The 25716-nt window shown below is 72.5% G+C and carries 28 protein-coding genes; 13 read left to right on the top strand and 15 right to left on the bottom strand.

Annotated features, from left to right (window positions below; all coding sequences use genetic code 11):
- Nucleotides 1-4 precede the first annotated feature (4 nt).
- A complete protein-coding gene (locus IF27_RS05055; RefSeq protein WP_190232815.1) occupies nt 5-526 on the bottom strand; it encodes an NUDIX domain-containing protein in 522 nt (173 codons plus the stop codon).
- 138 nt (nt 527-664) lie between these two features.
- Between IF27_RS05055 and amcB the strand changes: the two genes are divergently transcribed.
- The 3 genes from amcB (at nt 665) to IF27_RS05040 (ending at nt 2838) form a co-directional block, all read left to right on the top strand.
- Nucleotides 665-1891 (top strand): cyclophane-forming radical SAM peptide maturase AmcB, encoded by a 1227-nt coding sequence (amcB, locus tag IF27_RS05050; RefSeq protein ID WP_338058192.1) that lies wholly within the window; start codon nt 665-667, stop codon nt 1889-1891.
- Nucleotides 1888-2079 (top strand): multiple cyclophane-containing RiPP AmcA, encoded by a 192-nt coding sequence (gene amcA / locus IF27_RS05045; RefSeq protein ID WP_052848111.1) that lies wholly within the window; start codon nt 1888-1890, stop codon nt 2077-2079. The genes amcB and amcA overlap by 4 nt, the downstream gene beginning before the upstream one ends.
- Nucleotides 2080-2151: 72 nt before the next feature.
- Nucleotides 2152-2838, top strand: coding sequence for a pentapeptide repeat-containing protein (locus IF27_RS05040; RefSeq protein ID WP_052848110.1), 687 nt, complete (start codon nt 2152-2154; stop codon nt 2836-2838).
- A gap of 130 nt (nt 2839-2968) precedes the next feature.
- Here the strand turns inward: IF27_RS05040 and IF27_RS05035 are convergent, their stop codons facing one another.
- Genes IF27_RS05035 through IF27_RS05025 form a run of 3 tightly spaced genes read right to left on the bottom strand, consistent with a single transcriptional unit; the run spans nt 2969 to nt 5150 of the window.
- Nucleotides 2969-3541 carry a cob(I)yrinic acid a,c-diamide adenosyltransferase gene (locus IF27_RS05035; protein ID WP_052848109.1) on the bottom strand — a complete coding sequence of 191 codons (573 nt, stop codon included), beginning with the start codon at nt 3539-3541 and terminating at the stop codon, nt 2969-2971.
- A 32-nt stretch (nt 3542-3573) separates the two neighbouring features.
- Complete coding sequence (locus tag IF27_RS05030) at nt 3574-4329, bottom strand: ABC transporter permease (protein WP_052848108.1); 756 nt, start codon at nt 4327-4329, stop codon at nt 3574-3576.
- 35 nt (nt 4330-4364) lie between these two features.
- Nucleotides 4365-5150 (bottom strand): ABC transporter ATP-binding protein, encoded by a 786-nt coding sequence (locus tag IF27_RS05025; RefSeq protein WP_052848107.1) that lies wholly within the window; start codon nt 5148-5150, stop codon nt 4365-4367.
- 81 nt (nt 5151-5231) lie between these two features.
- On the opposite strand from IF27_RS05025, the gene IF27_RS05020 reads away from it, so the two are divergent.
- The 5 genes from IF27_RS05020 to IF27_RS04995 all read left to right on the top strand — a co-directional run bounded on the left by IF27_RS05020 (nt 5232) and on the right by IF27_RS04995 (nt 10702).
- Complete coding sequence (locus IF27_RS05020) at nt 5232-5873, top strand: TetR/AcrR family transcriptional regulator (RefSeq protein ID WP_052848106.1); 642 nt, start codon at nt 5232-5234, stop codon at nt 5871-5873.
- Nucleotides 5874-6216: 343 nt separating this feature from the next.
- A complete protein-coding gene (locus tag IF27_RS05010) occupies nt 6217-7071 on the top strand; it encodes a 3-hydroxyacyl-CoA dehydrogenase family protein (protein WP_052848104.1) in 855 nt (284 codons plus the stop codon).
- Nucleotides 7072-7412: 341 nt separating this feature from the next.
- Nucleotides 7413-7706 carry an STAS domain-containing protein gene (locus tag IF27_RS05005; RefSeq protein WP_052848103.1) on the top strand — a complete coding sequence of 98 codons (294 nt, stop codon included), beginning with the start codon at nt 7413-7415 and terminating at the stop codon, nt 7704-7706.
- Nucleotides 7707-7819: 113 nt separating this feature from the next.
- Nucleotides 7820-10162 (top strand): ATP-binding protein, encoded by a 2343-nt coding sequence (locus IF27_RS05000; RefSeq protein WP_052848102.1) that lies wholly within the window; start codon nt 7820-7822, stop codon nt 10160-10162.
- Between the two features lie 204 nt (nt 10163-10366).
- Nucleotides 10367-10702 (top strand): hypothetical protein, encoded by a 336-nt coding sequence (locus tag IF27_RS04995; protein ID WP_190232814.1) that lies wholly within the window; start codon nt 10367-10369, stop codon nt 10700-10702.
- A 232-nt stretch (nt 10703-10934) separates the two neighbouring features.
- On the opposite strand, the gene IF27_RS04990 is transcribed toward IF27_RS04995, so the two are convergent.
- From IF27_RS04990 to IF27_RS04975, 5 genes are all read right to left on the bottom strand, one after another.
- Nucleotides 10935-11183 carry a hypothetical protein gene (locus IF27_RS04990; RefSeq protein ID WP_223290921.1) on the bottom strand — a complete coding sequence of 83 codons (249 nt, stop codon included), beginning with the start codon at nt 11181-11183 and terminating at the stop codon, nt 10935-10937.
- On the bottom strand, nt 11180-11470 hold the full coding sequence (locus IF27_RS04985) for a hypothetical protein (RefSeq protein WP_052848100.1): 291 nt from the start codon (nt 11468-11470) through the stop codon (nt 11180-11182). The genes IF27_RS04990 and IF27_RS04985 overlap by 4 nt, the downstream gene beginning before the upstream one ends.
- A gap of 373 nt (nt 11471-11843) precedes the next feature.
- Nucleotides 11844-12053, bottom strand: coding sequence for a hypothetical protein (locus tag IF27_RS04980; RefSeq protein ID WP_190232813.1), 210 nt, complete (start codon nt 12051-12053; stop codon nt 11844-11846).
- A 228-nt stretch (nt 12054-12281) separates the two neighbouring features.
- On the bottom strand, nt 12282-12491 hold the full coding sequence (locus tag IF27_RS29950; protein ID WP_110945556.1) for a DUF397 domain-containing protein: 210 nt from the start codon (nt 12489-12491) through the stop codon (nt 12282-12284).
- Nucleotides 12472-13365, bottom strand: a complete 894-nt coding sequence (locus IF27_RS04975) for a helix-turn-helix domain-containing protein (RefSeq protein ID WP_052848098.1) — start codon at nt 13363-13365, stop codon at nt 12472-12474. The genes IF27_RS29950 and IF27_RS04975 overlap by 20 nt, the downstream gene beginning before the upstream one ends.
- A gap of 250 nt (nt 13366-13615) precedes the next feature.
- Between IF27_RS04975 and IF27_RS30855 the strand changes: the two genes are divergently transcribed.
- From IF27_RS30855 to IF27_RS04965, 3 genes are all read left to right on the top strand, one after another.
- Nucleotides 13616-13789, top strand: coding sequence for a hypothetical protein (locus IF27_RS30855; RefSeq protein ID WP_190232812.1), 174 nt, complete (start codon nt 13616-13618; stop codon nt 13787-13789).
- A gap of 86 nt (nt 13790-13875) precedes the next feature.
- Entirely contained in the window at nt 13876-14982 is a 1107-nt protein-coding gene (locus tag IF27_RS31770) for a methyltransferase domain-containing protein (RefSeq protein WP_052848097.1), read from the top strand.
- Between the two features lie 45 nt (nt 14983-15027).
- Nucleotides 15028-15705, top strand: a complete 678-nt coding sequence (locus IF27_RS04965) for a TVP38/TMEM64 family protein (RefSeq protein ID WP_052848096.1) — start codon at nt 15028-15030, stop codon at nt 15703-15705.
- A gap of 301 nt (nt 15706-16006) precedes the next feature.
- Here IF27_RS04965 and nucS read toward each other — a convergent pair whose 3' ends face one another.
- A complete protein-coding gene (gene nucS, locus IF27_RS04960; RefSeq protein ID WP_052848095.1) occupies nt 16007-16687 on the bottom strand; it encodes an endonuclease NucS in 681 nt (226 codons plus the stop codon).
- A 342-nt stretch (nt 16688-17029) separates the two neighbouring features.
- On the opposite strand from nucS, the gene IF27_RS04955 reads away from it, so the two are divergent.
- Nucleotides 17030-17419, top strand: coding sequence for an SCO5389 family protein (locus IF27_RS04955; RefSeq protein ID WP_052848094.1), 390 nt, complete (start codon nt 17030-17032; stop codon nt 17417-17419).
- Here the strand turns inward: IF27_RS04955 and IF27_RS04950 are convergent.
- Nucleotides 17388-18464 carry an LLM class flavin-dependent oxidoreductase gene (locus IF27_RS04950; RefSeq protein ID WP_052848422.1) on the bottom strand — a complete coding sequence of 359 codons (1077 nt, stop codon included), beginning with the start codon at nt 18462-18464 and terminating at the stop codon, nt 17388-17390. The genes IF27_RS04955 and IF27_RS04950 overlap by 32 nt on opposite strands.
- A gap of 174 nt (nt 18465-18638) precedes the next feature.
- Between IF27_RS04950 and IF27_RS04945 the strand changes: the two genes are divergently transcribed.
- Nucleotides 18639-18965 (top strand): hypothetical protein, encoded by a 327-nt coding sequence (locus tag IF27_RS04945; protein WP_052848421.1) that lies wholly within the window; start codon nt 18639-18641, stop codon nt 18963-18965.
- A gap of 34 nt (nt 18966-18999) precedes the next feature.
- Here IF27_RS04945 and IF27_RS04940 read toward each other — a convergent pair whose 3' ends face one another.
- The 4 genes from IF27_RS04940 to IF27_RS04925 all read right to left on the bottom strand — a co-directional run bounded on the left by IF27_RS04940 (nt 19000) and on the right by IF27_RS04925 (nt 25622).
- Nucleotides 19000-19767, bottom strand: coding sequence for an ABC transporter permease (locus IF27_RS04940; RefSeq protein ID WP_052848093.1), 768 nt, complete (start codon nt 19765-19767; stop codon nt 19000-19002).
- A gap of 2 nt (nt 19768-19769) precedes the next feature.
- A complete protein-coding gene (locus IF27_RS04935) occupies nt 19770-20675 on the bottom strand; it encodes an ATP-binding cassette domain-containing protein (protein WP_052848092.1) in 906 nt (301 codons plus the stop codon).
- A gap of 86 nt (nt 20676-20761) precedes the next feature.
- A complete protein-coding gene (locus IF27_RS04930) occupies nt 20762-21703 on the bottom strand; it encodes a coiled-coil domain-containing protein (RefSeq protein WP_052848091.1) in 942 nt (313 codons plus the stop codon).
- A 268-nt stretch (nt 21704-21971) separates the two neighbouring features.
- A complete protein-coding gene (locus IF27_RS04925) occupies nt 21972-25622 on the bottom strand; it encodes a hypothetical protein (RefSeq protein ID WP_052848090.1) in 3651 nt (1216 codons plus the stop codon).
- Nucleotides 25623-25716: the final 94 nt, after the last annotated feature.

The raw sequence follows: 25716 nt of genomic DNA, 5'->3' as shown, positions 1-25716 counted from the left end.
TCGCCTAAGAGGCGGCCCGTTCCGCGGACACCGGGTAGTTGAGGAGCGCGAACCGTGCGAGGGAGCGGACCTGTTCGAAGGTCTTGAGGTTCTCGATGTCCTCCAAGCCGAACCAGGCCGCTCCGTGCACCTCGTCGAACTGGGCCTTCACTGCTTGCCCGTGGGTGCCTGGCTGCCTCCGTACATAGAAGAACTGCACCAACGCCGGGGTGGGGAATCCCTCCCGCTCGATGTCCACGTAGAAGGGCACGGGTTCAGGGGTGGCGTTGTGATCGGCTGGATGGATGGCGGGTTGGCTGGAGATCGCCTCCACCAGCAGTCCGGTCTCCTCCTTGAACTCGCGCACAGCTGTGCCGGCGAAGGACTCCCCGGGCTCGATGTGCCCTCCGGGTGGGACCCATTTGTCGAAGCGGTTGTGGTGCACGAGCAGTACTTTGCCGCCCTCGACGAGGTAGCCGGAGCAGCAGTACACCAGACCGATGTCGCGGGCGGTCCGGCCGTCGTGGATCAGAATCGAGCGGGGCACCTTGGCCACGATAGTCCACCAGGATCAGGCGAACGGACCTGCAGATACGCGCGCTTCGCCGGGGTGTCAACGCACGATGATGACATGTCACCGGCAATGACAACAGATTGTCACGGCGTATAGCTCATCACCGCGTGGATGGTGGTCACACGCCGATCCGCAGCTTCGTGCACGGGGCGGCGACGTTCCCTGTCCGTTGAGGAGAGGACTTCGATGCGCCCTTGCCCGTCCCCATGGCGTGCCCGTTACCGGAAGTGGTTCGCGGCCCCGCAGACGGTGGTGATTCAGCCCACGACCTGGTGCAATCTGGACTGCCGGTACTGCTACCTGCCCTTTCGCAAGCTCAAACATCAGATGCCTCTGGAGGTGGCCGAGGCCCTGGCCCGGGCGGTGGCCCGGTTCGAGGACAGCGGCCAGCCGACCGGCATCGTCTGGCACGGCGGGGAGCCACTCGCCGTGGGGCGAGAGAAGTTCGCATCCCTGCTCGCGCCGTTCGAGGAGTTGCGCCGTTCGGGTCGGGTCCATCACTACGTCCAGACCAACGCGACGCTCATCAGCGAGGCATGGTGCGATCTGCTGGGCGCGTATGACATCCGGGTCGGGGTGAGCATCGACGGGCCGGCCGCCGTGAATGCCGAGCGCCTCGATCTTCGCGGCAAGCCGGCCTTCGACCGCATACTGCGCGGCATCTCGCTGCTGCGTGAGCATGGCATCGAGTTCTCCGTGATCTCTGTGGTCGGCGCCATGGGCATCGCGATGCCGGAGAGGCTGATGGAGTTCCAGGCCACCCTGGGGGGCCACTCGACGGGCTTCAACATCGAGGAGATCGAAGGAGTCAATACCGACCGGCAGCCACCCACCGTGGGCCAGTCCGAGGAGTTCTGGCGCCGCATCCTCACCTGGACCCGCGAGCACCCCGGCGCCCCACCGGTCCGAGAGATCGAACGCCTGGCCGAGTATCTGAAGCTGATCCGTTCCGGACGGAGAGCCGAGTGGGAACGGCGCCGCCTCGACCCGATCCCCACCGTCTCCTGGAAGGGCGACGTGGTCCTGCTCTCGCCGGAGCTTGCCGACACCAGGGCGCCCGAGTACGGCGACTTCGTGGCCGGCAACATCCTGGATCGTCCCCTGACCGAGATTCTCGGCAACGCCCACCGGCTGCGCTATGTACGTGACTTCCTCACCGGTCTGGACCGCTGCCAGACCGAGTGTGCGTTCTTCGACTTCTGTCGTGGCGCCCAGGCTGCCAACCGCTATTTCGAGAACGGCAGTCTCACGACCACCGAAACCCACTACTGCCGGGTCTCCCGGCAGGCCCTGGTCACGGCCCTCTCCGCGCTCGCAACCAAGGAGGCATCAGCATGACGATCCTGGACCGACTTGCCACATCCGACGCCCTCGTCGTGATGGAGTTGGCGGCCACGCACGACGCCCCGCGTCCGGCGGTCGTCGAAGGCATGTGGGACAACAGGCCCACGTGGGACAACTGGGCGAAGACCCCCGCCCCCTTCGACAACCGCCCGACCTGGGACAACTGGAACAAGAAGAAGTAGCCGCGACGCTGCCGGCGGGCCATGTGCGTGCCGGCAGCGCCGACGACCGCGCCGCCGCCTGAAAGGCTGTCGATGGACACCCGCACGATCCGCCGCACGAGCGTCACGCTGCCCGCCCTGGACGAGCCGGGCCTCCGTCTCTCCCCTGTCACCTCGCTGGACGGCGGCCGTGGCCGGGTGGCCGGGTTCCACTACGCCGACGGCGACCTGCGTGCGCTCGACCTGGCCGACGTCCACCTGCTCGACGGCCGGGTCACCGGCCTGAAGGCCCGGCGCGCCCACCTGGAGAAGCTTCGCGTGGACTCGGTGGAGTTCACCGGCTGCGATCTGGCCTCCCTGCGATGGACCGACAGCAGGATCTCCCGGGCCGTCTTCCGCGACAGCAGGCTCATGGGCGCCATGTTCGAGGACGTCACGCTGGACGACGTGCTGTTCGAGAACTGCAAGCTCGACCACAGCGTCCTCACCCGCGTCCGGGCCACAGGACCCGTGATCTTCTCCCGGTGCTCGCTGCGCGAGACCACCTTCGCCGCCGCCGACCTGGGCCGGGTCCTGATCGACGGCTGCGATCTGCGGCTGACCGAGTTCGAGGGCGGGAACCACCGCGGCCTGGACCTGCGGGGCAACACCCTCTCCCAGCTCCGCGGCCTCTCCGCGCTCAAGCGGATCGTCATCGACCGGGCCCAGTCGCTCCAACTGGCCGATGCCCTCACCACCGAACTGGCCGTCACCTTCGGGGAAGACCTCGACAGCGACTAGGCCCGCCCGCACGCGACTCGTACCACCGGGGCCACGCTCCCCGTGTGCCTTCCCCGCCCGTCACCGGGACGGCCGTGGCCCGGAGGTGAGCATCGGCCGTCCCACGCGGGCGGCGTGGCCGGGGTGGGGGTCAGCGGTTCTCGCCGGGGACCCACAGGACGTCGCCGTAGTCCTTGTTGGCCACGCGCGCGAGGATGAACAGCAGGTCGGAGAGGCGGTTGAGGTAGGTCGCGGCGAGCGGGTTCATCGTCTCGCCGTGCTCCTCCAGCGCGGCCCAGGTGGAGCGCTCCGCCCGGCGGACGACCGTGCACGCCTGGTGCAGCAGGGCCGCGCCCGGGGTGCCGCCCGGGAGGATGAAGCTGCGCAGCGCCTCCAGTTCGGCGAGGTAGCGGTCGCAGTCGGCTTCGAGGCGGTCGATGTACGTCTGGAGGACGCGCAGCGGCGGGGTGGCCGGGTTCTCCGCGACCGGGGTGGAGAGGTCGGCGCCGACGTCGAACAGGTCGTTCTGCACCCGGACGAGGACGGTGCGGACGTCCTCGGCCAGGTCGCCGAGCGCGAGCGCCGTGCCGATGACGGCGTTCGCCTCGTTCGCGTCGGCGTAGGCGGCGATGCGGGTGTCGGTCTTGGCGGTGCGGCTGAAGTCGCCGAGCGCCGTCGTGCCGCTGTCTCCGGTGCGGGTGTAGATCCGCGTCAGGTTGACCATGGCACGAGGGTAGAGGCCCGTCGCCGCCCCGGTCAGGCGTCGGCCCTGCCGAACAGCCGGACGCCCGCCGTGAGGGAGACGGCGGCGAGCACGGCGACGGCCAGCGTGCCCTGGAGGACGGCCGCGTCGCCGTAGTCGCCGACGAACACCGCGCGGATGGCCTCCACGACGTAACGGAACGGCACGAAGCGGGAGATGGTGTCGAGCCAGCCGGGCGCGAGGGCCATCGGGAGCAGGATGCCGGACAGCAGCATGGCGGGCAGGTTGATCGAGTTGACGACGGGCGCGAACTCCTGCGCCGTCCGCACCCGCATGGCGAACGCGTAGGAAAGCGACGCCAGCGACGCGCCCATCAGGCCGACGAGGAGGAACGCGATCAGCACCCCCGCGACGGGTGCACGCAGCCCGAAGGCGATGCCGAGCAGGACGAGCAGCAGCGACTGGACCAGCAGCTGGACGACGTCCCGCAGCACCCGGCCGAACAGCAGGGCCGACCGGCTGACCGGCGTGACGCGCATCCGTTCGATGATGCCGAGCTGCTTCTCGATGATGACGCCGATGCCCGCGAACGCCGCGCTGAACAGGCCGAGTTGGATCAGCAGCCCGGGCACGAGGGTCTGCCAGGAGTCGCCCTCGCCGCCGAGGGGCACGTCGCGCAGCAGCGGCCCGAAGAAGACGAGGAAGAGCAGCGGCTGCATCAGTCCGAAGATCACGCTGATGCGGGAGCGCAGGGTCTGCCGGAGGTAGCGGCCGAAGACGACGCCGGTCTCGGTGAACAGGCTGGGCATGGGGGAACGTCCTTCTGTCGTACGGGGCGGCGTGGTCACAGGGCGAGGGGCGCCGGTTCGGCGGGCTTGGGGCCGTGGCCCGTGATGGCGATGAACGTGTCCTGGAGCCCGGCGTCGGGCGAGCCGCCGTACCGCGTCTTGAGGTCGAGCGGCGTGCCCTCGGCGACGACGAGGCCGCCGTCCACGACGACGAGCCGGTCGGACAGGGCGTCGGCCTCGTCCAGGTAGTGCGTGGTCAGGAAGACGGTGGTCCGCTGCTCGTCGCGCACGCGGCGGATCAGGTCCCACAGCGCGGCGCGGCTGCCGGGGTCGAGGCCGGTCGTCGGCTCGTCGAGGAAGAGGACGGCGGGCCGGTGGGTGAGGGCGAGCGCGATGTCGAGGCGGCGCTGCTGGCCCCCGGAGAGGGCGGCCCCCTTGCGGTCCAGCAGGTCGGCGAGGTCCAGGTCGTCCGCCAGCTCCAGGGCGCGCCGGACGGCGTCCTCCCTGGTCAGGCCGTACAGGCGGCCCTGGAAGACCAGCTCGTCGCGGACCGTCTCGTCGGCCGCCACGCCGCTGCGCTGCGCGACGTACCCGATGCGCCGCCGGACGGCCACCGGGTCGCGGGCCAGGTCGTGCCCGGCGATGGTGGCGGTGCCGCGGGTGGGGGGCAGGAGGGTGGTGAGCATGCGCAGGGTGGTGCTCTTGCCCGCCCCGTTGGGGCCGAGGAAGCCGAGGATCTCGCCCCGTTCCACGGTCATGTCGATGCCGCGCACCGCCTCGACGGTGCCGCGCTTGGTGGTGAACGTCCGGGCGAGCCCGTGCGTGCTGAGGATCGTCTCCATGCCCGAGAGAAAAGCAGAGTCGCTCTAAATTTGCAATGTCACTATTTTTTAAGCAGCTCAAGGCCAGGTACGATCGGCCTCGTGACCGGGCTCAGGGAGCGCAAGAAGCAGCAGACGCGGCAGCATCTGTCGGATGTCGCCACCGGGCTGTTCCTCGAACGGGGCTTCGACGTCGTGACGGTCGCCGAGATCGCCGAGGCCGCCGACGTCTCGGTGAACACCGTCTACAACTACTTCCCGGCCAAGGAGGACCTCTTCCTCGACCGGGAGGACGAGCAGGTCGAACGCCCCTCCCTGCGCGTCCGCGGGCGCGCCCCCGGCGAGTCGGCCGCCGAGGCGATCCTGCGCGCCGCGCGCGCCGACATCGAGACCCGCCAGCCCTGGGTCGGCCTGACCGGCGGCTACGACCGCTTCATGCGCGTCCTGTTCGGCTCCCCGACCCTGATGTCCCGGCTGCAACGCATGCACCACCGCATGTGCGACCGCCTGACCGAGACCCTGCGCGAGGAGGCGGGCGCGGCCCCGGACGACCCGACGCCCAAGCTGGTCGCGGGGATCCTCATGTGGCTCGTCAACAGCGTCTACCGGATCGCGGGCGAGGGCGCCCTCGCCGGTACGCCGGTGGACGAGATCGCCGCCCGGATGCTGCGCGAACTGGACGTCGCCGAGAGCCTGCTCGCCCCCACGGCGCGCGACTACGCCCGCAGGCCCGCCGTCTCCTGACCTTCCCGTCCGCCCCTCCCGTCCAGGCCCCGTACGGCGTGCACCGCTCGCTGGCCGGGCCGCTGCCCGACGCCGACCGCCGCACCCTGCCTGGGCTCCGCCACGGCGCGGTCCTCGTGGCACCCGAACGGCACCCGGGACGGTGGCCCCACGGAGAGCCGAGGCCCTTCGACGCCGAGCCGCAGCAGCGCCAACATCTCGTGCGATAAGCAGAGTTGACGAGCGTTCCTGCCGCCGCGCCCCACGGGTGACGCGTGTCTCTTTCGTCCCCCGGGGCGCGCCGCGCCCGCTAAGGTCGTGCCTCCCGAGCCCGTCGTTCCGTCCGGATCAAGGGAGATCTCACGTGACCAGGAAGCTCGCCGTCGTCGGAGCAGGACTCATGGGGTCCGGCATCGCCCAGGTCGCCGCCCAGGCGGACTGGGAGGTGACCCTCATCGACACCACCGAGGCCGCCCTCACGCGCGGCCTGGCCGGGATCGACGCGTCGTGGGCGAAGTTCGTGGGCAAGGGCAGGCTCGGGCAGGACGCGGCGGACGCGGCGCGCGCCCGCATCACCACCGCCACCGACCTCGACGCCGCCGCCGGGGCCGACCTCGTCGTGGAGGCCGTCTTCGAGCAGGTCGAGGTCAAGCAGGCGATCTTCCGCAGCCTCGACGGCCTCGTGGGCGACGACACCGTCCTCGCGTCCAACACCTCCGCGATCCCCATCACGAAGCTCGCCGCCGTCACCCGCAGGCCTGAACGCGTCGTCGGCACGCACTTCTTCTCGCCCGTGCCCCTGATGGAGCTGTGCGAACTCGTCCGCGGCCTGCGGACCAGCGACGAGACCCTGGCGACGGCCCGCGCCTTCGCCGAGTCGTGCGGCAAGACCTGCGTCGTGGTCGAACGTGATGTGGCGGGCTTCGTCACGACCCGGCTCATCACCGCGCTGGTCATGGAGGCCGTCGCCCTGTACGAGTCGGGCGTCGCCAGCGCCGAGGACATCGACCTCGCCTGCCGCCTCGGCTTCGGCCACGCCATGGGCCCCCTGGCCACCGCCGACCTCACCGGCGTGGACGTCCTGCTCCACGCCACCGACAACATCCACGCCGAGTCGCGCGACCCCAAGTTCGCCGCGCCCGAGCTGATGCGCCGCATGGTGGACGCGGGCGACCTCGGCCGCAAGACCGGCCGCGGCTTCCACCGGCACCAGCCCTGACCCCGCCCGCCGGTCACCCTGGTCAACCCGGTCACCCCGGGGAGTGATTTCGGTATCGGTTTCGCGACGGTCCGCCACCTCCGGGTCCCGCCGGACCGTCCCGTGTACCACCCTTGATCGTCCGCGGGCGGCCCGGCGGGGCGCCTTCGCCGCCCCGGGACAGGACCGGCCACGCGTCCAGCCGCGCGCAGCCGGGTCCGCGCCCGCCGCCAGCCCAACGGAGAGCCGCACCCAGTCCCTTGCACCGTCATCCGCCGACCGCACCGGCACCCACGCATCCCTTCGCGGACCACCGCGCCGTCCGCCACACACGAGCCGCACCACCAACGGGGGAACCAGCCATGCACATCTCGGGCGACCACGCCGAACTGGTCGTCGGCGGGCGCCTGGACGTGACGAACGCGGCCGACGCCCGCCAGGCGCTCCACCGCGCCGTGGACGGCGGCGCGGGCGACCTCGTCCTCGACCTGCGGCAGCTCGACTCCTGCGACGCCACCGGCCTCGGCGTCCTCATGGGCGCCCACCGCCACGCCGGGAACAGCGGTCGCCGCCTCGTGTTGCGCGACGTGCCCCCGCACATGCGGCGCGTGCTGATCGCCACCCGCTTGCACCGCGTCCTCACCATCGCGTCCTGATCGGCGCGCGATTCTCACGGAATCGGCGGCACCGCCCGTCGCCACGGGAGGGCACACCGGTAGCGTGGGCCCCGGCCGCAACTCCTCCGCATCGCGTTCGAGAGACGAAGAGCATGGACCTCAACTCCCCAGCCCCGAACGGTGAGCACTCCCGTGAGCCGGGGCGCGTCGTCGAACTCGTCGCGGCCGACTTCCTCCTCACGGTCAATCCGGTGGACGGCAGCGAGATCGTCTCCTGCCCGCCCGGCCGCCGTCCCATAGCCCCGCGCCGCGCCCCGGGCACGCTCCCGGCCCCCGCGACGCCGCCCCAGGACGGCGCGCCCCTGCTGGAGCGCGACGAGATACGCCACCGGCTGTACCGCCTGCTGGCGCGCGGCCGTTCCGTCCGTCTCACCGGCCCGTCCGGCTCGGGCCGCACCGCGCTCCTCGCCGCCGTAGCCCGTGACTGCGGCGAACTGGCGCCCTACGGCGTCATCCGGCTGGACGGCCACCGCCGCACCGCGGACGACGTGCTCCAGGACCTCTTCACCGCCGTCCACACCACCGGCGGCTACCGCCCCGGCCGCACCGAACTCGCCGCCGCCCTGCGGGAGATCGGCGCGGTCGTCGTCCTGGACGACGCCGAGTTCGGCGACACCGCGCTGGACGAACTGCTGGCCGCCACCCCCGAGTGCGCGTTCCTGCTGTCCGCCGACCCCGCCACGCCCCCCGCCGGGCCCGCCTCCCGCGTCGAGGAGATCGGCCTCCCAGGGCTCACCCACACGGCGGCCCTCGAACTCCTCGAACTCGCCGTCGCCCGGCCCCTGGACGACGCCGAGCAGCTGTGGGCCGCCGACCTGTGCGCCGCCACCGACGGCCTCCCCCTGCGCCTCGCCGAGGCCGGGGCGCTGCTGCGGCTGCGCGCCCCGGGCGCCCCGCTGCCGGAACCCGCCCGGCTCACGGCGGCCCTCGCCGCCGCCCTGTCCCAGCCCGCCCGTGAACTCCTGCGCCTCGCCGTCGCCCTCGGCGGCGAACTGCCGGGACGCGACCACCTGGCCGCCCTGACCGGCGACACCTCGGCCGCCACCGCGCGGGCCGAACTGCTCGACTCCGGGCTCCTCGTCCACGCGGGCCACGGCCACCACCTGCCCCCGGCCGTCACCGCCGATCTGACCGCCGCCGGGTACGCGGACACCACGGGCGCGCGCGCCCACGGCGCCGCCGTCCACTACACCTGGTGGCTCGGACGGCGCGAGACGGCCGCCGCCGCCGTCGCGGCCGAGGCCGACTCCCTGCTCGCCACCGTCGCCGCCGCCCAGCGCGCCGGACACGCCTCGGCCGTCACCGCCCTGGCACGCGCCGCCGCGCCCCCGCTGGCCGCCGTGCTGCGCTGGAGCGCGTGGGAGAGGGTGCTGCGCAGCGGGCAGGAGGCGGCGCGGACGGCGGGGGAGGTCGCGCAGCAGGCGTACTTCCACCACGAACTCGGCGTCCTCGCCATCTGCGGCGGCAAGCTGGACCGGGCGCGGGTCGAGCTTGAGGCGTCCATCGCGCTGCACGGCGTCCTGGCCGACGCGGGCGGGACGGTCGCGGGACGCCGGGCCCTCACGCTCGTCGCGGACCTGAGCCGTCCCCCGGCCCTGCCGCCCGCGCCCGCCCGCACGCCGCCCCTCGGCCTCCCGGCGGGGACGGGCGGCGACACGGCGCAGCTGCCGGTGGTCGATCCGCTGGCCCAGGCCGTGGCGGCCTTCGACGCGGTGGACACGGCGCGGACGCCGAGGACCGAGGCGCAGACCGAGGTCATCGCGCGCGTGCCCGAGCCAGAGCCGGTGGTCGTCGGCCGCCCGCGCCGGGGCGGCGCGCACCGTGCGGCGAAGCGGAACGTCGTGGTCGCCGGGGCCGGTGCGCTGCTGGTCGCCGTGCTGGGCACGGTCGTCGCCTTCGGCCTGACGTCGGGCCCGTCCGACGAGGACCCGGAGAACGCCCCGCCCGCCGATCCGACCGCCACCGACGAGGACACCCCGCTCGGCGACGACGACGAGCCCTGGACGCGGCGGCCCACCCAGCGGGACGACGACCCGGAGGAGAGCGAGTCGCCCTCCGAGTCCCCGAGCGCCACGGAGACCTCCGAGCCCCCCACTCAGGACCCGACCACGGCCGACCCGACGTACGACCCGCCCCCGTCGTCGTCCACCGGCGGCGGCGACAACGGCGGCGACTCGTCCGGCGGCGGTTCCCACGGTGGTGGCTCGCACGGCGGTGGCGGCGGGGACGACGACGGCGGCGATTCGGACGACGGCGGAGACTCGGACGGGCCGACCGACCCGCCCACGGAGCCCACGGACCCGCCGACCGAGCCGACTGACCCGCCCACGGAACCGACCGACCCGCCGACCGAGCCCACGGACCCGCCCACCGACCCCTCCGGCGGCACCAGCGCCGACGCGTCCCCCACGGACCCCGGCACCCCCGTCATCTGAGGGACCGGCCGATCGGCCGGTCCCGACGACGGCCCCGCGTCCGGGCAACGCGGGGCCCTGGCATCGGCGTGATCTCCTGATGTCCCGCCCGCCGGAGCCCACTTCGGTTCTCGGCCTGACCCGGGGTCGGCTCACGTGGGACGAGGACGCGGCCTCGCGGGACGGCCGTGGGTTTCGCCACCGACCAGGAGATCAACCGTTGTGATGTCGTTCTTCGCCACGCTGCTCAGCAGCGAGGGCCCGACCCACCTCTACCGTGTCCATCTCGACGGGGGCGAGAGGCTGGCCCACCTGACCCTCGACACGGAGGCGGGGGAGATCGTCTCCGCCGCAGAGGACGGAACGCCCACCGGCGCGCTGAGAGTCTTCCTGGAGGACGGCGAACTGGAGCCGATGGCCGACCAGGAGGCCGAGGGCGAGGCGCGCGAGGAGAACGGGCACATCAGCCGTGAGGAATTCTCCTGGATCTCGGTTCACCTCCGCGCTCAGTACCTCAGGACGGGGACGGCACCGGGCAAGGTGTCGAAGACCTACGGCTGAGAGCCCGCGACAGCCGCGCCACACGCCCGCAAGCCCGTCGTCCGCTCCTGTGACCGGCGAGCGAGACCGCCGCCCGTAGGCCACCGACGCGACGCGTCGGGGCCGTAGCGCCCACGCCGCCCTCGCACCGGCCGTACCCGAGACGGCGATTCACCGGCCGGGCAGTCCGGCCGACGGCCCTGTACCGCGTACCGTCAGCGGCCCGGAAGGGGTACGCAGGCCGGAACGGCGGTCAGTCGGTGTGGACGATCCGGACGACGGAGATGGTCAGGACGCCGTCACTGACCCAGTAGACGGTGATGGTCCCCGCCAGCGACGCCTGGCGGCGGTCCTTGTCACCCCCCAGGGCCTCCCCGTGGGCGTACGGCGTGACCGCCACATGGGCCATGGCCGCGTCGAACGTCCGGCGCCGGGCAGGGCTCATTTTCGCCAGCGCGTCACGTGCCTGGTCCGCGTACTGGATGCGGTAGCGGCGGCTCACCGGTCGAGATCCTCCTCGGCGGTGAAGCCGGAGAAGTCACCGCTCTCCAGTTGCCGGAAGAGCGTTTCGTCGTGGGCCCGGAGGTCGGGCCGGGTCTCGATCGCCCAGTGGCCCACCACCGCGAAGAGTTCTTCGGCGGGCGCTTCGCCGACCGCGCGGTCGAACTCGCCGCGCCGTTCAGGCGGCAGGGCCGCGCGCACGCCGTTGACCGTGCGCGGGAGGGCGACGGACTCACCATCCAGATAGGTCATGAACACAGGACCGTTGTCCGCCTCGTGTCGTTCCACGCGGACACCGTAGTGGCGTCCGTGGCCTTCCTCCCGCGCGTACCCGATCTGTCACCCGTGGGAGGGACCGTGGCGGTGGGGGCGGCCAAGGGGAGATCCCCCGCGCCAACCGTGAGGCGACGCGGGGGCACGTTCTTCTGCCTCGATGCTAGGGACGCTGTTCGTAGAGACCATCAACCGCGAGAACGAACGCTCGCCACTGACCTTGAGGGAAGCCCATCACCGGGCCGAGGGCATCGTCCTCTTCCACACCACATCCGTCAGGTCGATCATGTCCAAGATTCCCCGCCACTTCGGTGAGCAGGCGTCATGACTCCTGCTGGTTGGGTGAGGTGTTCCCGCTAGGCCGGAACGCCGTGTCGCACTGCTCCGCTCACACGTAGACGTACAGGGCCCACCGGGCGCCGTTGCGGACGCACGCGTGCTCGCCCACCTGTGTCTGGCCAGCCTCGAAGCACTCGTCCAGAGTGTCGTAGTACCCCACGAGGACGGGCGGGGCCGCCGAGGCGGGTGCGGCGACGGCACCGCCCGCGAGCATGACGGTTCCCAGCGCGACGCCCACAGCCCAGATCCTGGTACGCATACCGTTTCCCCCTCTGGTTTCGTCTCTTGCCTGACGGCAACCTCGCACGGGCGGAGAGGGTGGGCAAGACGGCCGGGCACCGATGGCCGGAAACGGCGCCGGCCTCGCCGGAAGTCCGGCCCGCAGGTGGCCGAAGACGGCCGATGGCACGGGTCCGGCTGGAGAGGGTGACCACGAGCACCCTGCCCCTGTTGAAGGCCGGGACAGGGCGCTCGATGGCTCAGGGGTTCATCGGGCGGTGAACGAGCCCTCGGTCACGCCTGCGATGAATGCCTTCCAGCCGGGGGCCGGGACGTTCAGCACGGCGCCCTCCACCTGCTTACTGTCACGCATCGCCACAGCCTCGGTGAGGCTGGCGACCTCGACGCAATCACCGTTGCCGTTACTGTAGCTGGACTTCAACCACGGCGTACGCGGATCAACTGTGTACCTGTTCATAGCTCCCTGCCACTTCCGCGATCAGCTCTCGCGACGCTTGCTCATCCAGCGCAGCATCCCAGATGCCTTGGAACGCACAGTCGTACTGTTCGACTTCGCTCGGCTTGTCCAGGTACAGGCCCCCGGTGTACCCGTCTGCGTAGATGGTTGTGGGTTCAGTCTGACGCCCGTCCGCCGACAAGGGGAAGCGCAGGATATTGAACGGTCCGGTCACCACTCCGTCGTGCGCTCCGGCCGCCAACGGCACGACGCGGAACGTGATGTTCCCAAGTTCCGTGATGTACACAAGGTGGGCCAGTTGGTGAGCCATGATGTCGGCTCCGCCGATGGGGCGCCGTAGGACGGTCTCGCTCAACGCCATACGCAACGAGAGCGGCTTGGTCTTCCTCGTCAGGATGGTCTGCCGCTCTATGCGCAGCCGGACCCGTCCTTCGAGTTCTTCGTTGCTGATCCCACGGATGTGGGTGCCGATGATCGCGTTGGCGTAGCTCTCGGTCTGGAGCAGGCCAGGGATTATCTCGTTGTGGTAGAGATCAAGGCTCTCCGCCGCCTCTTCGAGGCCCACGTACAGATCGAAGCCCTCGGGAAGGACATCACCATAGCTGTGCCACCAGCCACGGGCCTTCGTCTCCTTGGCCAGTGCCATCAGCGCCTGGGTAAGTTCGTCCGAAGCCCCATAGATCTCGCACATGTTGCGGACATCCAGGCTGCGCAGTGACACCTGACCCGTCTCGATGCGCCAGATTTTCGGTGTGGACCATTCCAGTGCTGCGGCGGCGGCCTTGACCGACAGGCGTGCGGATTCTCTGAGTTCGCGCAGGTACCGCCCGAGCTGGCGCCTCGGGACGGTACTGCCGGTGGTTCCCTCGACCACGCGTCACCTTCCTTCGTTCGCTGTGTAATCCCCTCGACGCCCGAACTGTAATGCGCGTTTATTGGCTTTCGTAGTGCAGCCCATCTTCTTCGCCACTCAAGAGTGAACGGCGACCTTCGTAGTCTTGCATCGGTCATCGTGACGCCATCAGTCTGGGAAAGGCCGATCGGCGCTCAAGTCACCCCATTCTCAGCTGGCTTGCAGTTCCCGATGGCGTCCAACCACCGTCTGTCAGGCAGCGGAGTGAGCCATGAGCACAGCGATTCCCGATGAACCCCCGGCTGGTGTTGACGAGCCGTCGGCCGAGCCGTCCGAGCCGGTGTCTGCCGAGCGTCGTTCGGTTGCTGAACTGGCGGCTGAGTGCGCGCGGTTGAACGAGGTCGTGCAGGCGCACCTGCGGAGCTTGAAGGAGTACGGGCGGTGAGGCGGTCCGCCGACTCGCGCCGCCCGCGTCCGCCTCTTCTTCCTCTCTCTTTCTCCGGTACATGCGTTCGGGAAGGTGTTTCAGGGATGACCTCGACCATTCCGGCTGAGTCGTCGGCCGAGTTGCGGCACCGCATGGTCGTGCGGCTGCGCGCGGCGCACGTGCTCGCGCCCTGCTGGACGGACGCATTCCTCGACGTGCCGCGTGAACCGTTCGTGCGGTGCTTCGCGATCCGCCGTCCGTGGGGCCCCCAGGACTACGCCCCCGGTGACACCGGCTACCTGCGCGCCGCCTACGAGGACGCGCCCCTGACCGTCCGGCACGACCCCACCGGCACCCGCGCCGCGACCGTCCCCGCCCCGACCGTCACCGCATCCGCCCTGTCCGCCCTCGGCAACCTCCAACCCGGCGCGCGTGTCCTGGAGATCGCGACCGGCACCGCATGGACCACCGCCCTCCTTGCCGAGAAGGTCGGCGCGAACAACGTGACCAGCATCGACATCGACCCCCGCACCATCAGCCGCGCCCGCCAAGCCCTCCAGCGCACCGGCCACACCCCCCGCCTCCTCACCGGCGACGGCGCCCACGGCCACCCCCACCACGCCCCCTACGACGCCCTGATCACCACCCGCCGCTTCCCTCGCATCCCATCCACCTGGCCCGTACAGGTCCGCCCCGGCGGCACCCTCGTCGCCCGCATCGGCAACGCCCTCGCTGCCCTCACCGTCCACCACGACGGCACCGCCACCGGACCCCTCCTCCCCACCACCGCCCCACCCCCCGACACCCGACCCGCCCCCACCACCTCCGCGCTTCTCGTCCGCACCGGGACCCGCACCACCACCGTCCTGCCCGACATCACCGCCGACACCCCGGCACTCCTGCGCAGCGTCCTCCAACCCGACGTCCACACCCACACGTTCCACCGCCTCGGCGAACACCACCGCGCCGTCCACTGCCTCACCCACCCCGCCACCGGCTCATGGGCCCGCATCGAACCCCAAGGCCACAACCTCCACGCCGTCGAACACGGCGGCCCCCGCGACCTCGTCCACGAACTCACCCCCCTCCTCACCCACTGGGCCAACCACGACCACCCCACCCACGCCCACTACGGCCTCACCCTCCACCCCGACGGCACCCACCACCTCTGGCACCACACCCCCGACGGCCCCCACTGGCCCCTCCCCTGAGAGCCGGAGCAGGCTCGTGCCCCGTGGTCGGCGATGATGTCCCCGATGCCCCACAACGAACTTCCGCTCCGGCGCGTGGCCGGGCTCATGTTGTCGCCCGTGGCCCGGCTGGTCCTGCTCGTGCTGCTCCTCGCGGGCGGGGCCTGCGTGGTGCTGGCCATCGGGTCGGACGACCTGCTCGGCCGACGCACGGACGATGCGGCCCCCGGCATCTGGACCGTGCCGCTCCTCACCCTCGTCTACGCCCTGGCCACGCTGGCGTTCGTGCCCAAACCGGCGCTCAGCGCCGCCGCCGGTGCGGTCCTCGGGATCGGCCCGGGGCTGACGGTCGCCGTCGCCGGTACGGTGCTGGGCGCCCTGCTCGCCTTCCTCCTGGCGCGCATCCTCGGACGTGACGCGCTGCGGCCGATGCTGCGCGCGCCAGCGCTGGCCAAGGTCGAACAGCGGCTGTCCGAGCGCCCGTTCACCACGGTTCTCCTGCTGCGGCTCGTGCCGGTCATGCCGTTCGCCCTGGTCAACCTCGGCGCGGCGGTGTCGCGTACGCCGTGGGCGCCGTTCGCCGCCGCCACGTTGCTGGGGACGCTCCCCGGGAGCACGGCGTACGTGCTGGCCGGTGCCTCGGCGTCCGACCCGTCCTCACCCGGGCTGTGGATTCCCGTCGCCGTGTGCGTCGCGCTGCTCGCCGCCGGGGCCCTGTGGCGGCGCAGGACCCGCGACGTGTGACCGGACCACGTGAGGCGACGAGTTCTCGCGTGCCCCTGGGTCTCCTCACCGTTGCCACCGACCACGGGAGGAGCACGCACCACCTCTTCCGGAGGAAGTGACCGCCCGCCTGGCACAACGGAATCGGGTGGCGGGCGCAGCCGTACGGGCCGCCCTGGCGGGCCTGGGACGCCGTCCCGGCTCCCCGCCACCGGACGGCTGCCGCACGGCGCCCTGCGCGACGACTTACCGCCGCCGCACCCCCGGCCGTTCTGACCCTGCCGTGACAGGCCGGGCCGGGGCAGTACGAAGGGGCGACCGGTCAGAACAGCCGCAGCTTGTCGTCGTCGATGCCGCGCAGCGCGTCGTAGTCGAGGACGGCGCAGCGGATGCCCCGGTCCGTGGCCAGCACGCGGGCCTGCGGCTTGATCTCCTGCGCCGCGAACACGCCCTGCACCGGCGCCAGCAGCGGATCGCGGTTCAGCAGCTCCAGGTAGCGCGTCAGCTGCTCGACGCCGTCGATCTCGCCGCGCCGCTTGATCTCCACGGCGACGGTCACGCCGTCCGCGTCGCGCCCGAGAATGTCCACCGGGCCGATCGCGGTCGGGTACTCGCGGCGGATGAGGGTCCAGCCCTCGCCCAGGGTGTCCATGCGGTCCGCCAGCAGCTCCTGGAGGTGCGCCTCGACGCCGTCCTTGATCAGCCCGGGATCGACGCCGAGTTCGTGCGAGGAGTCGTGCAGGACCTCCTCCATCGTGATGATGAGCTTCTCGCCGCCCTTGTTCTCGACCGTCCAGACCGCCTGGCCGCCGTCCTCCGCCGGGGCCGCCTCCTTCAGCGTGCACGGCGGCGACATCCAGTTGAGGGGCTTGTAGGCCCGGTCGTCGGCGTGGATCGAGACGGAGCCGTCCGCCTTGACGAGGATCAGCCGCGGGGCCGAGGGGAGATGGGCGGTGAGCCGGCCCGCGTAGTCCACGGAGCAGCGGGCGATGACGAGACGCATGGGGGACAGCCTAGAGGCTGGCGCGGGTCACTCCCGACGGGCGGGGGGACGGCCCGGCGTCACGGCGGAACGGGCCGTTCGCGGCGCGGAGTTGGCGGCCGGGGACGAGGGGAACGGGATGCGCAAGAGGGCCGGGTGGTTCGCGGGATGGGTGGGTTCTGGCCGTGGCCGGTTATGTGCCCGTATCCCTGACATGCACGGGCCATGACGCCTACCGTTTGCCCTGGGGGCGTCGCCGTCCGGACACACCGGATTCATCCGTGGACGCGGTGGCGGTACGCGGCGGTGTCCTCGGGCCGTTACGCCAGACCCCTCCACCCAGGGGTCCGAGAGGAGACATTCATGTCGCTCGACGTCTCACCGGCACTGCTCGCGCGGGCCGAGCGAGGCGAGGTCGATGACGGGGAGTTCATCGACTGCGTCCGCGTATCCCTGCCGTTCGCCTGGGAGATGATCAGCACGCTGGTGGCCCGGCTGAAGGTGGACGGCGGACCGTTCGCCGACAACACCACGCCGCCGCCGGACGAACACGCGCGGGGCGAACTGCTCCGCGCCCTCGCCAGTGACGCGATCCGCGGTGCCCTGGAACGGCACTTCGGGGTGCGTCTCGCCTTCCAGAACTGCCACCGTGTCGCCGTCTTCCCGCCGGTCGGGCAGGAGGACGTGCACGCGCGTTTCACGTCGGTCCGCAACCAGCTGCTCAACCAGTCGCCGGAGCTGCGCGACTGCTGACGGCGCCCGGTGCTGCCGCTCCGCCGTCGTCCACGCGGCGCAGGAGCGGCAGCACGTCCGCGGCGAGACGGCGGACGTTGCGCTCCGTGACGGCCGTGTCGCCCGAGCCCTCCACGAGCAGTGCGAAGCGCGAGATGCCGGTGCGCGCCGCCGTGGCGGCGAGCCGTTCCGCGCACAGGGCCGGGTCGCCGACCGGGTGCAGGCGGCACAGCTGTTCGGTGTAGGCGAGCGGGTCCCGCATGCGCCGGGGTCTGCCGTCGAACGTCTGGTGCGCGGCGAGCCCGTGGCTGAGCCAGCGGGGCAGCGCGCCGCGCAGGATCTCGACGGCCTCCCGCGTGCTGTCCGCGACCTGGGCGACGCCCGCCGCGACATGCCCCGCGCCCTCGACCGTCTCGCGCGGCTGCCCGGCCGCGGTCGCCTCCGCGCGCCACAGCGCGACCATCTCGGCCTTCTCGTCGTCGCCGATGTGCATGCCGAGCAGCATGGGCAGCCCACGGTGCGCGGCCAGGCGTACGGTCCCCGGGGACGTGCAGGCGACGACGACGGGTGGCGGGGAGTCGGGCGCGGGGACGACCGTCACCTCGCGGAAGCGGTAGCGCTCGCCGTCGGCGGAGACGCGCGGCTCCCGCAGCCAGCGCAGCAGCAGGTCGAGGGATTCGGGGAAGTCGCGCTCCAGGGCGTCGGCGCCGCCGCCGAAGACCTCCAGGTCCACCCACGGCCCGCCGCGTCCGACGCCCAGGGTGAACCGTCCGCCGGAGAGCAGGTGCAGCAGCGTCGTCTGCTCACCGAGGGCGACGGGGTGCGCGGTGGACAGGACGCTGATGGCGGTGCCGATGCCGATGCGGCGCGTGCGGCCGAGCAGCAGCGCGGCCAGGGTGGTGGCGGACGGGCACAGGCCGTAGGGCACGAAATGGTGCTCGCCGAGCCACACGCTGTCGAGGCCCGCCTCGTCGGCGGCGACCGCCGAGCGGACGGCCCGGTCCAGTGCCTCGCGCTCACTCTGTCCCGGGTACTGGCCCGCCAGCACGAATGTTCCTATACGCAGTCTCTCCATGGATACCGTTCCCTCCGGGGTCCGCCGCGTCCGCGTGACATGGCCGATTCCTCACCGATTCCTCACCGACTCAACGGACGACACGTGCCCAGGGCACGGTCCACCGCCCCATTTCTCGGATGATCGTTCAATGGCGGGCGGGGGCCGATGCGTACACTCGGCGTCATGTCCCCCCGTCGCAACAAGGCCCAGGGCCGACGACAGACGAGCGCACACGGCGCCGACGACGGACCGCGCGTGTACGGCCTGGAGAACACCGAGGACTGGCAGGGCGAGGAGTGGGTGGTGCGCCGCGTCACCGGCGGCGGCGCCGCCAAGCACTACCGCTGCCCCGGCTGTGACCAGGAGATCCCGCCCGGCGTACCCCACGTCGTCGCCTGGCCCCGGCTCGGCGCCGTGGACGACCGGCGGCACTGGCACGGCGCCTGCTGGAGCGCGCGGGACCGCCGCGGCGCCCGCGTCCAGCGGTCGCGCAACGCGCCGCGCTACTGACGCCCCGCCACCCCCGCGCGCACGGCGGGCCCGCTCAGGCGTCGCGCCTGCGCAGCACCAGATAGCCCACCAGCACGGCCGCGGCCACCCACAGCGCCATGATCCCGAGCCCGCCCCACGGGCCGTACGGGCGGTCGCCCGTGTCCACGACCGACATGATCCGCTGCCCGGCCTGATCCGGCAGGTAGTGGCCGATCCGCCGCGTCGCCGACACGTTCGCGAGGATGTTGGACACCAGGAAGAAGAACGGCATCAGCACGCCGAACGACAGCATCGCGCTGCGCAGCACCCATGTCAGCCCCATCGCGAACAGCGCGATCAGCCCCATGTACAGCCCGCCCCCGAACACCGCCCGCAGCACGCCCGGCTCGCCCAGCGTCGTCCGGTGCTCGCCCAGCACGGCCTGGCCCGCGAAGAACGCCGCGAAGCTCGTCACCATCCCGACGGCCAGGGCCAGCAGCGTGGCGACCGTCAGCTTCCCGGCAAGCAGCGCGCCCCGCTGCGGCACGGCGGCGAGCGACGCGCGGATCATGCCGGTGCCGTACTCGTTCGACACCACCAGGATGCCGAAGGCGATCATGGCGAGCTGCCCGAGCGACGTCCCGGCGAAGCTGGTGAGCGTCGGGTCGAACGTGAGGCGGTCGTGGAGGGACAGGTCGTCGAACTCGTTGCGGATCAGCAGGCTGATCAGCGTGCCGAGCAGCACCGTCACGATCAGTGCCGCCGCGAGCGTCCACAGGGTGGAGCGCACGGTCCTGATCTTCGTCCACTCCGACCGCAGCACCCGGTCCGGATACGCCATGGTCAGCCCTTCGCCTGGTACTCGACGGTGCCGTGCGTCAGCCGCATGAACGCCTCCTCAAGAGACGCCTGCTGCACGCTCAACTCGTGCAGCACCAGCCGGTTCTCGGCGGCCAGCTCGCCGATGCGCGCCGCGTCCGAGCCCGGAACCGTCAGCGCGCCGTCGTCCTCCTGGTCCGGCGAGGCGCCGATCCGCGCCAGCAGGTCACGCATCCGCTCGGGCTCGGGCGTGCGGACCCGCACGAAAGTGGCCGAATTCTCCTCTATGAAACGCGTCATCGACGTGTCCGCGAGCAACCGTCCGCGCCCGATGACGACCAGGTGATCGGCCGTCAGCGCCATCTCGCTCATCAGATGACTGGACACGAACACGGTCCGACCCTCGGCCGCCAGGTGTTTCATCAGATTGCGGATCCACTGGATGCCCTCGGGGTCGAGCCCGTTCACCGGCTCGTCGAACATCAGGATGCGCGGGTCGCCCAGCAGCGCGCTCGCGATGCCGAGCCGCTGCCCCATGCCCAGCGAGAAACCCTTCGGCCGCTTGCGCGCCACCGCCGACAGGCCGACGACGTCCAGCACCTCGCCGATGCGCCGCTCCGGTATCGCGTTGCTCTGCGCCAGGCACAGCAGATGGTGGTACGCCGTGCGGCCCGGATGGACCGCGCGCGCCTCCAGCAGCGCGCCGATGTCCGTCAGCGGCTCCCGCAGCCGGTCGTAGCGCGTGCCGTTCACCGCCACGGTCCCGCCGGTCGGCCGGTCGAGGCCGAGGATCATCCGCATCGTCGTGGACTTCCCCGCCCCGTTCGGGCCGAGGAAGCCGGTCACCACGCCGGGCCGCACGGTGAACGTTAGGCCCTCCACGGCCACGCGCTTCCCGTACCGCTTGGTCAGGCCCGACATCTCGATCATGTCTCGACGCTAGGACAGCGCGGAGGCCGCCGCCCGGTGAGGACGACGGCCTCTGCGCCGTTGGGGTGAGCCGCTGCGGCGGCGCGTCAGCGGGTCTGCTGCGCGGGCACGCCCTTGCTCAGGCTGTCGTTGTCGTCGTCGTCCAGGGTGGCGGCGGCGACCTGCGCGCCGGTCAGCGTGGCCAGCATCTCGCGGACGTTGGTCAGCTGCGCGTTGATGCTGTCGCGGCGGTTGGTCAGCGCGGCCAGCTCACGCTCGGACTCGCTGCGGATCCGGTCGGCCTTCGCGTTCGCGTCCGCGACGATGTCCTCGGCCTGGCGCTGCGCGGTCTCCACCGTCTGACGGCTGCGGCGCTCCGCGTCCGTGCGCAGCTTCTCCGCCTCAAGGCGCAGCTGCTCGGCGCGGTGCTCGATCTCCGCGAGCCGCTTCTCGGCCTTGGCCTGACGGGACGCGAGGTCGCGCTCCGACTGCTCGCGGCGCTTGGCGAGGTTCGTCTCGAAGTCCGCCGCCGCCTGGGCCGCCTTGGCGCGGGTGTCCTCGAAGAGGGCGTCCGCCTCCTCGCGCTTCGTCTGGGCGTCCTTGTCGGCCTCGGCGCGCGTCGCCGCCGCGTCGCCCTGGGCCTTCTCGACGATCCGCGAGCCCTCTTCCTCGGCCCTCGCCTTGCGCTCGGCAGCGTACGACTCCGCGTCGTTGCGCACCTGCTGGGCCGCGCCCTCGGCCAGCTCACGGTGCTGCTCGGCGGCCCGGCGCGCCTCCTCGCGAAGGTCCTTCGCCTCTTCCTCGGCGAGACGCAGGATCTTCTCGACCCGCGCGCCGAGACCGGCGTACGACGGCTCGGCGTCCGTGATCTGCGCCTGCGCGTTCTGGGTCTCGAGGTGCAGCTCCTCGATCCGCTTCTCCAACGAGGTGATGCGGGCCAGAGCGCTGTCGCGGTCAGCTACGAGCTTCGAAATACGGTCGTCCACCTGCCCGCGGTCGTATCCACGCCGCACGAGCTCGAAGCCGAAGGGGGAGGAAGTGTCGCTCATGGGGTTCCTGTCGATTCTCAGACGGGCGAGTGAGTCGGTGATCGGGGGGCCGGGGCGTTCAGCGCTTCGAGGTGAACTCCTCAGCCTTCGGTACAAGACGGGTCCATGCCCTCGAAGGCCCCATCCTAGGGGGCGAACCGGCGTGTCTTCGAGCGGATCTCACTTCTCCATGGAGAATGTTCGCCCCATCCGCGCATTCAAGCCGCTCGTAAGAGTGGCGACGCCGAACGGTCATGTCCTTGTGTCCTCGGGGCTTCGGGTCCTCGGGTCACGGCCCGGGGCGTTTCCCGGCGGGCCGCGGATTGCCCGCGCCCGCGCCGGACTTCTCCCGGCCCGCGATCCTCGGGTCGGGCACGGAACGGCCGCCGCCCGGTTTGCCCTGGCCGCCACCACCCCCGCCACCGCCGCCCGCGCCGCCACCGGGCGCGCCCGCGCCCTTGCCGCCGCCGCCCGCCTTCGGCGCCTCGAACGACTCCAGCGCCTCCAGCACGTCCTGCACGCGCGAGATCTCGGTGTTGATGTCCTCACGCCTGCGGGTGAGCTTGTCCAGCTCCCGCTTGCCGTCCTCGACCAGCCGCTTGGCCTCGCGCTCCGCGTCGGCCCGCCGCTGCTCCGCCTCCCGCAGCGCCTTGGAACGCTGCTGCTCGGCCTCCTTCAGCAGCGTCTCGGCCTTGCGTACGGCGGCCACCCGGATCTTGCTCGCCTCGGAGTCGGCGGACGCCACGGTACGTTCGGCCGCCGCCCGCGCCTCCGCGCGCTGCTCCTCGGCGGCCTTCATCAGCTTGTCCACCCGCTCGCCCGCCGCGCGCGCCAGCTCCGCCGACTCGCGGCGCGCCCGGTCGTGCAGCGCCTCGACCTCGGCCTCGACCCGGCCCCGCAGCTCCTCCGCGCGATCCCTTATGGCCGCCGCGTCCCTGCGGGCCTCGTCCAGCAGCCGGTTCGCGTCCACCCGTGACGTCTCCACGGCCTCGCTGCCGACCTGCCGCCCCTCGGCGACGAGCGACGCCGCCTCGGCACGCGCCGCCGCCGTCATCGTCTCCGCAGCCTCCTCGGCGGCCGAGCCCATACGGGCCGCCTCCTCCTGCGCCTTCGCGATCAGCTGGTCCGCCTGCGCGGCGGCCTCGGTACGGCGGCGTGCGGCGTCCTTGCGCGCCTGGTCCTGCATGCGCTCCGCCTCGGCGCGGACACGTCCGCCCTCCTCCTGCGCCTTCGCCACGAGTTGGTCGGCCTGCGCGGCGGCCTCCGTGCGACGGCGTGCGGCGTCCTTACGTGCCTGGTCCTGCGTCTCCTCGGCCTCGGCCCGCAGCCGCGCGGCCTCCTCCTGCGCCTTGGCGACGAGCTGGTCGGCCTGGGCCGCCGCCTCCGTGCGCCGCTGCGACGACTCCCGCCGCACACGGTCCTGGAACGCGTCGGCCTCCGACCGGGTGCGCTCGGCCGCCGCGGCGGCCTCCGTCCGTACCCGCTCGGCCTCGGCGATGGCCTCCTGCACCGTGCGCTCGGCGAGCGCCGAGGCGGCCTCCTTCTCCTCCGCCGCCTCCCGCAGCACACGGGCGGCCTCCCGCTCGGCCTCCGAGCGGTGCTGCGCGATCTCGGCCTCCGCCGCGTCCCGCAGCCCGGCGACCGAGTCGCGCACCTGCTGGGCCTTGTGCTCGGCGGCCGACACCAGCGTCTCCGCGCGGCGCTCCGCCTCGTCCAGCCGGGCGCGTCCCGTCGCGAGCAGTTCCTCGCTGCGCTCGCGGGCCTGCGCGCGCTCGCGGTGCGCCGCGTCCCGCGCCTCCGCCAGCAGGGCGTCCGCCTCGGCCCGCAGCCGTGCGGCCTCCTCCTGCGCGGCGGCCAGCGCCTCCGCGGCCTCGCCCGCCGTACGCTCCGCCGCCGCGCCCGCCTCGGCCCGTACGCGGTCGGCGGCGCGCAGCGCGTCCTCCCGCAGCCGGTCGCCCTCGGCGATGGCCTCGGCCCGCAGCCGGACCGCCAGCTCCTCGCCCTCGGTACGGAAGCGCGCGGCGTCGTCCGCCGCCTCCTCCCGCTGCCGCGTCGCCGCGGCCTCGGCCGCCTCGGTGAGCGTCCTGATGCGCTCGGCCGCCTCGGCGCGCAGCCGCTCCGTCTCGGCGTTCGCCTCCGCGCGCAGCCGGTCGCCCTCGGCGCGGGCGCCGCCCAGCGCCTCCTCCGCGTCCGCGACCCGCCGCTCGGCCTCGGCCCGCAGCCGCTCCAGCTCGGCGGACGCCGCCTCGCGCTCGGCGCGCGCCGCGTCCCGTGCCTCCTCGCGCAGCCGACGGGCGGCCTCCTCGGCCTCCCCGACCGCACGGGCCGCCTGCTCTGCCGCGTCGGCGAGCTGCTTGTCCGCCTCGCCGCGCGCCTTCTTCAGCGCCTGCTCCGCCTGGTTGCGCAGCGTCGTGGCACGCTCGATGGCCTCGGTGCGGACGCGCTCGCTCTCGGCCGTCGCGCCCGAACGGATCTCCTCCGCGTCGCCGCGGGCCTGGGCGAGCAGCTCCTCGGCGCTCTGCGCGCCCTGCTCGATCCGCTGCACCGCCTCCTGCCCGGCCTCGGCGCGTACCCGCTCCGCCTCCTGCGCCGCCTCGGCGCGCAACTGCTCGGCCTCGCCGCGCAGCCGACGCGCCTCCTCCTGCAACTCGACGGTCTTCGCGCGGTACTCGGCCGTGTCGTCCTTCGCGGCGCCCTTCAGCTGCTCGGCGACGTCGTGCGCCTCCGCCCGCAGCCGGTCGGCCTCGGCCTCCGCCTCGGCCCGCAGCCGTTCCGCCTCCTCGCCCGCCGCGCGCGTGGTGGCCTGCGCCTCCTTCGCCGCCCGCGACGTGACGGACTCGGCGGTGCGCGCCGCGTCCGCGAGCTGCGCCGCGTACTCCTCGGCCGACTTGGTCCGCGCCTCCTCGGTGGCCTCGGCGAGCATCTGCTCCGCCCGCGCCCGCGCCTCGTCGAGCGCGTGCTGCGCCTCCGTACGGCGCTGCTCCGCGTCGCGCGTCGCCTCGCTGACCATGCGGGCGATCTCGGCCTTGGCCGTCGCCGTGCGCTGCTCGTACTCCGACTCGGCCGACGTCCTGCGCTTCTCGGCCTCGGCCGTGGCCTCCGCCACCAGCCGCTCGGCCTCCTCGCGGGCCACGCGCAGCGCCGTACGGGCGTCGGCCGCCTGCTCCTCCGCCTTGCGGATCATGGCGGCGGCCTCGCGGCGGCCCGTGTCGGTCTCCTGCGCCGTGGACGTCCGCAGCCGCTCGGCGTGCTCCGTGGCCTCCTGCGCCTGCGCCGACGCGGCGCCCAGCATCCGTTCGGCGTCCGCGCGGGCCCGGCGTACCAGCTCCTCCGCCTCGGCCCGCGCGTCGTCGGCCTCCGCCGCGAGACGGCGGCGCGCGTCGTCCACCAGCCGCAGCGCCTCGGTACGGGCCTGGGCGATGGTCTGCTCGGCCTCCGCCCGCGTCTCCTCCAGCAGCCGCCTGGACTGCGCCTCGCTCCTGGCCCGCAGCTGCTCGGCCCAGGCGACGTTCTCGTTCACATGGGACTCGACGGTGGAGCGGCGCTGCGCCAGCTCCTCGTCCAGGCGCTGACGGCGGCTGACGGCCTCGGCGTGCAGCTCCGCGTCCATCCGGGCGCGCTGGTCGGCCTGCTCCTGCGACACGCGCTGCGACCGGCTCCGCGCCTCGCGCAGCTCCCGTTCGGCCTCGGCGCGCATCTGGTCCGACTGGTGGTGCGCGGAGCGGAGCAGCTGCTCCGCGTGGGAGGCGGCGTCGCCGTACACCGGGCGCATCGAGAGCGCACGGCGGCCCTCGTGCAGCTTGGCACGCAGGACCTCGACCTGGTAGCCCAGGTCGTCGGCGTGATCGACCGCCTTGTCGCGCTCCTTCTTCAGCCGGTCCATCTCGGCTTCGAGTCGCGAGAGATGGTCGTCAGCCTGGTAGGCGTCGTAGCCCCGCACCGCGCGGTCCCATCCGTCCCCTGGTCGTGGTGAAGCGTCGAACGTCGTCGGTCATCGGCCGAACGCGGGACGAGGAGAGAGACTCGCTGCCCCG

It is taken from the genome of Streptomyces avicenniae (assembly GCF_000719135.1).
GTDB classification, from domain to species: Bacteria; Actinomycetota; Actinomycetes; order Streptomycetales; family Streptomycetaceae; genus Streptomyces; species Streptomyces avicenniae.
This window is presented reverse-complemented; position numbering and strand designations above follow the sequence as displayed.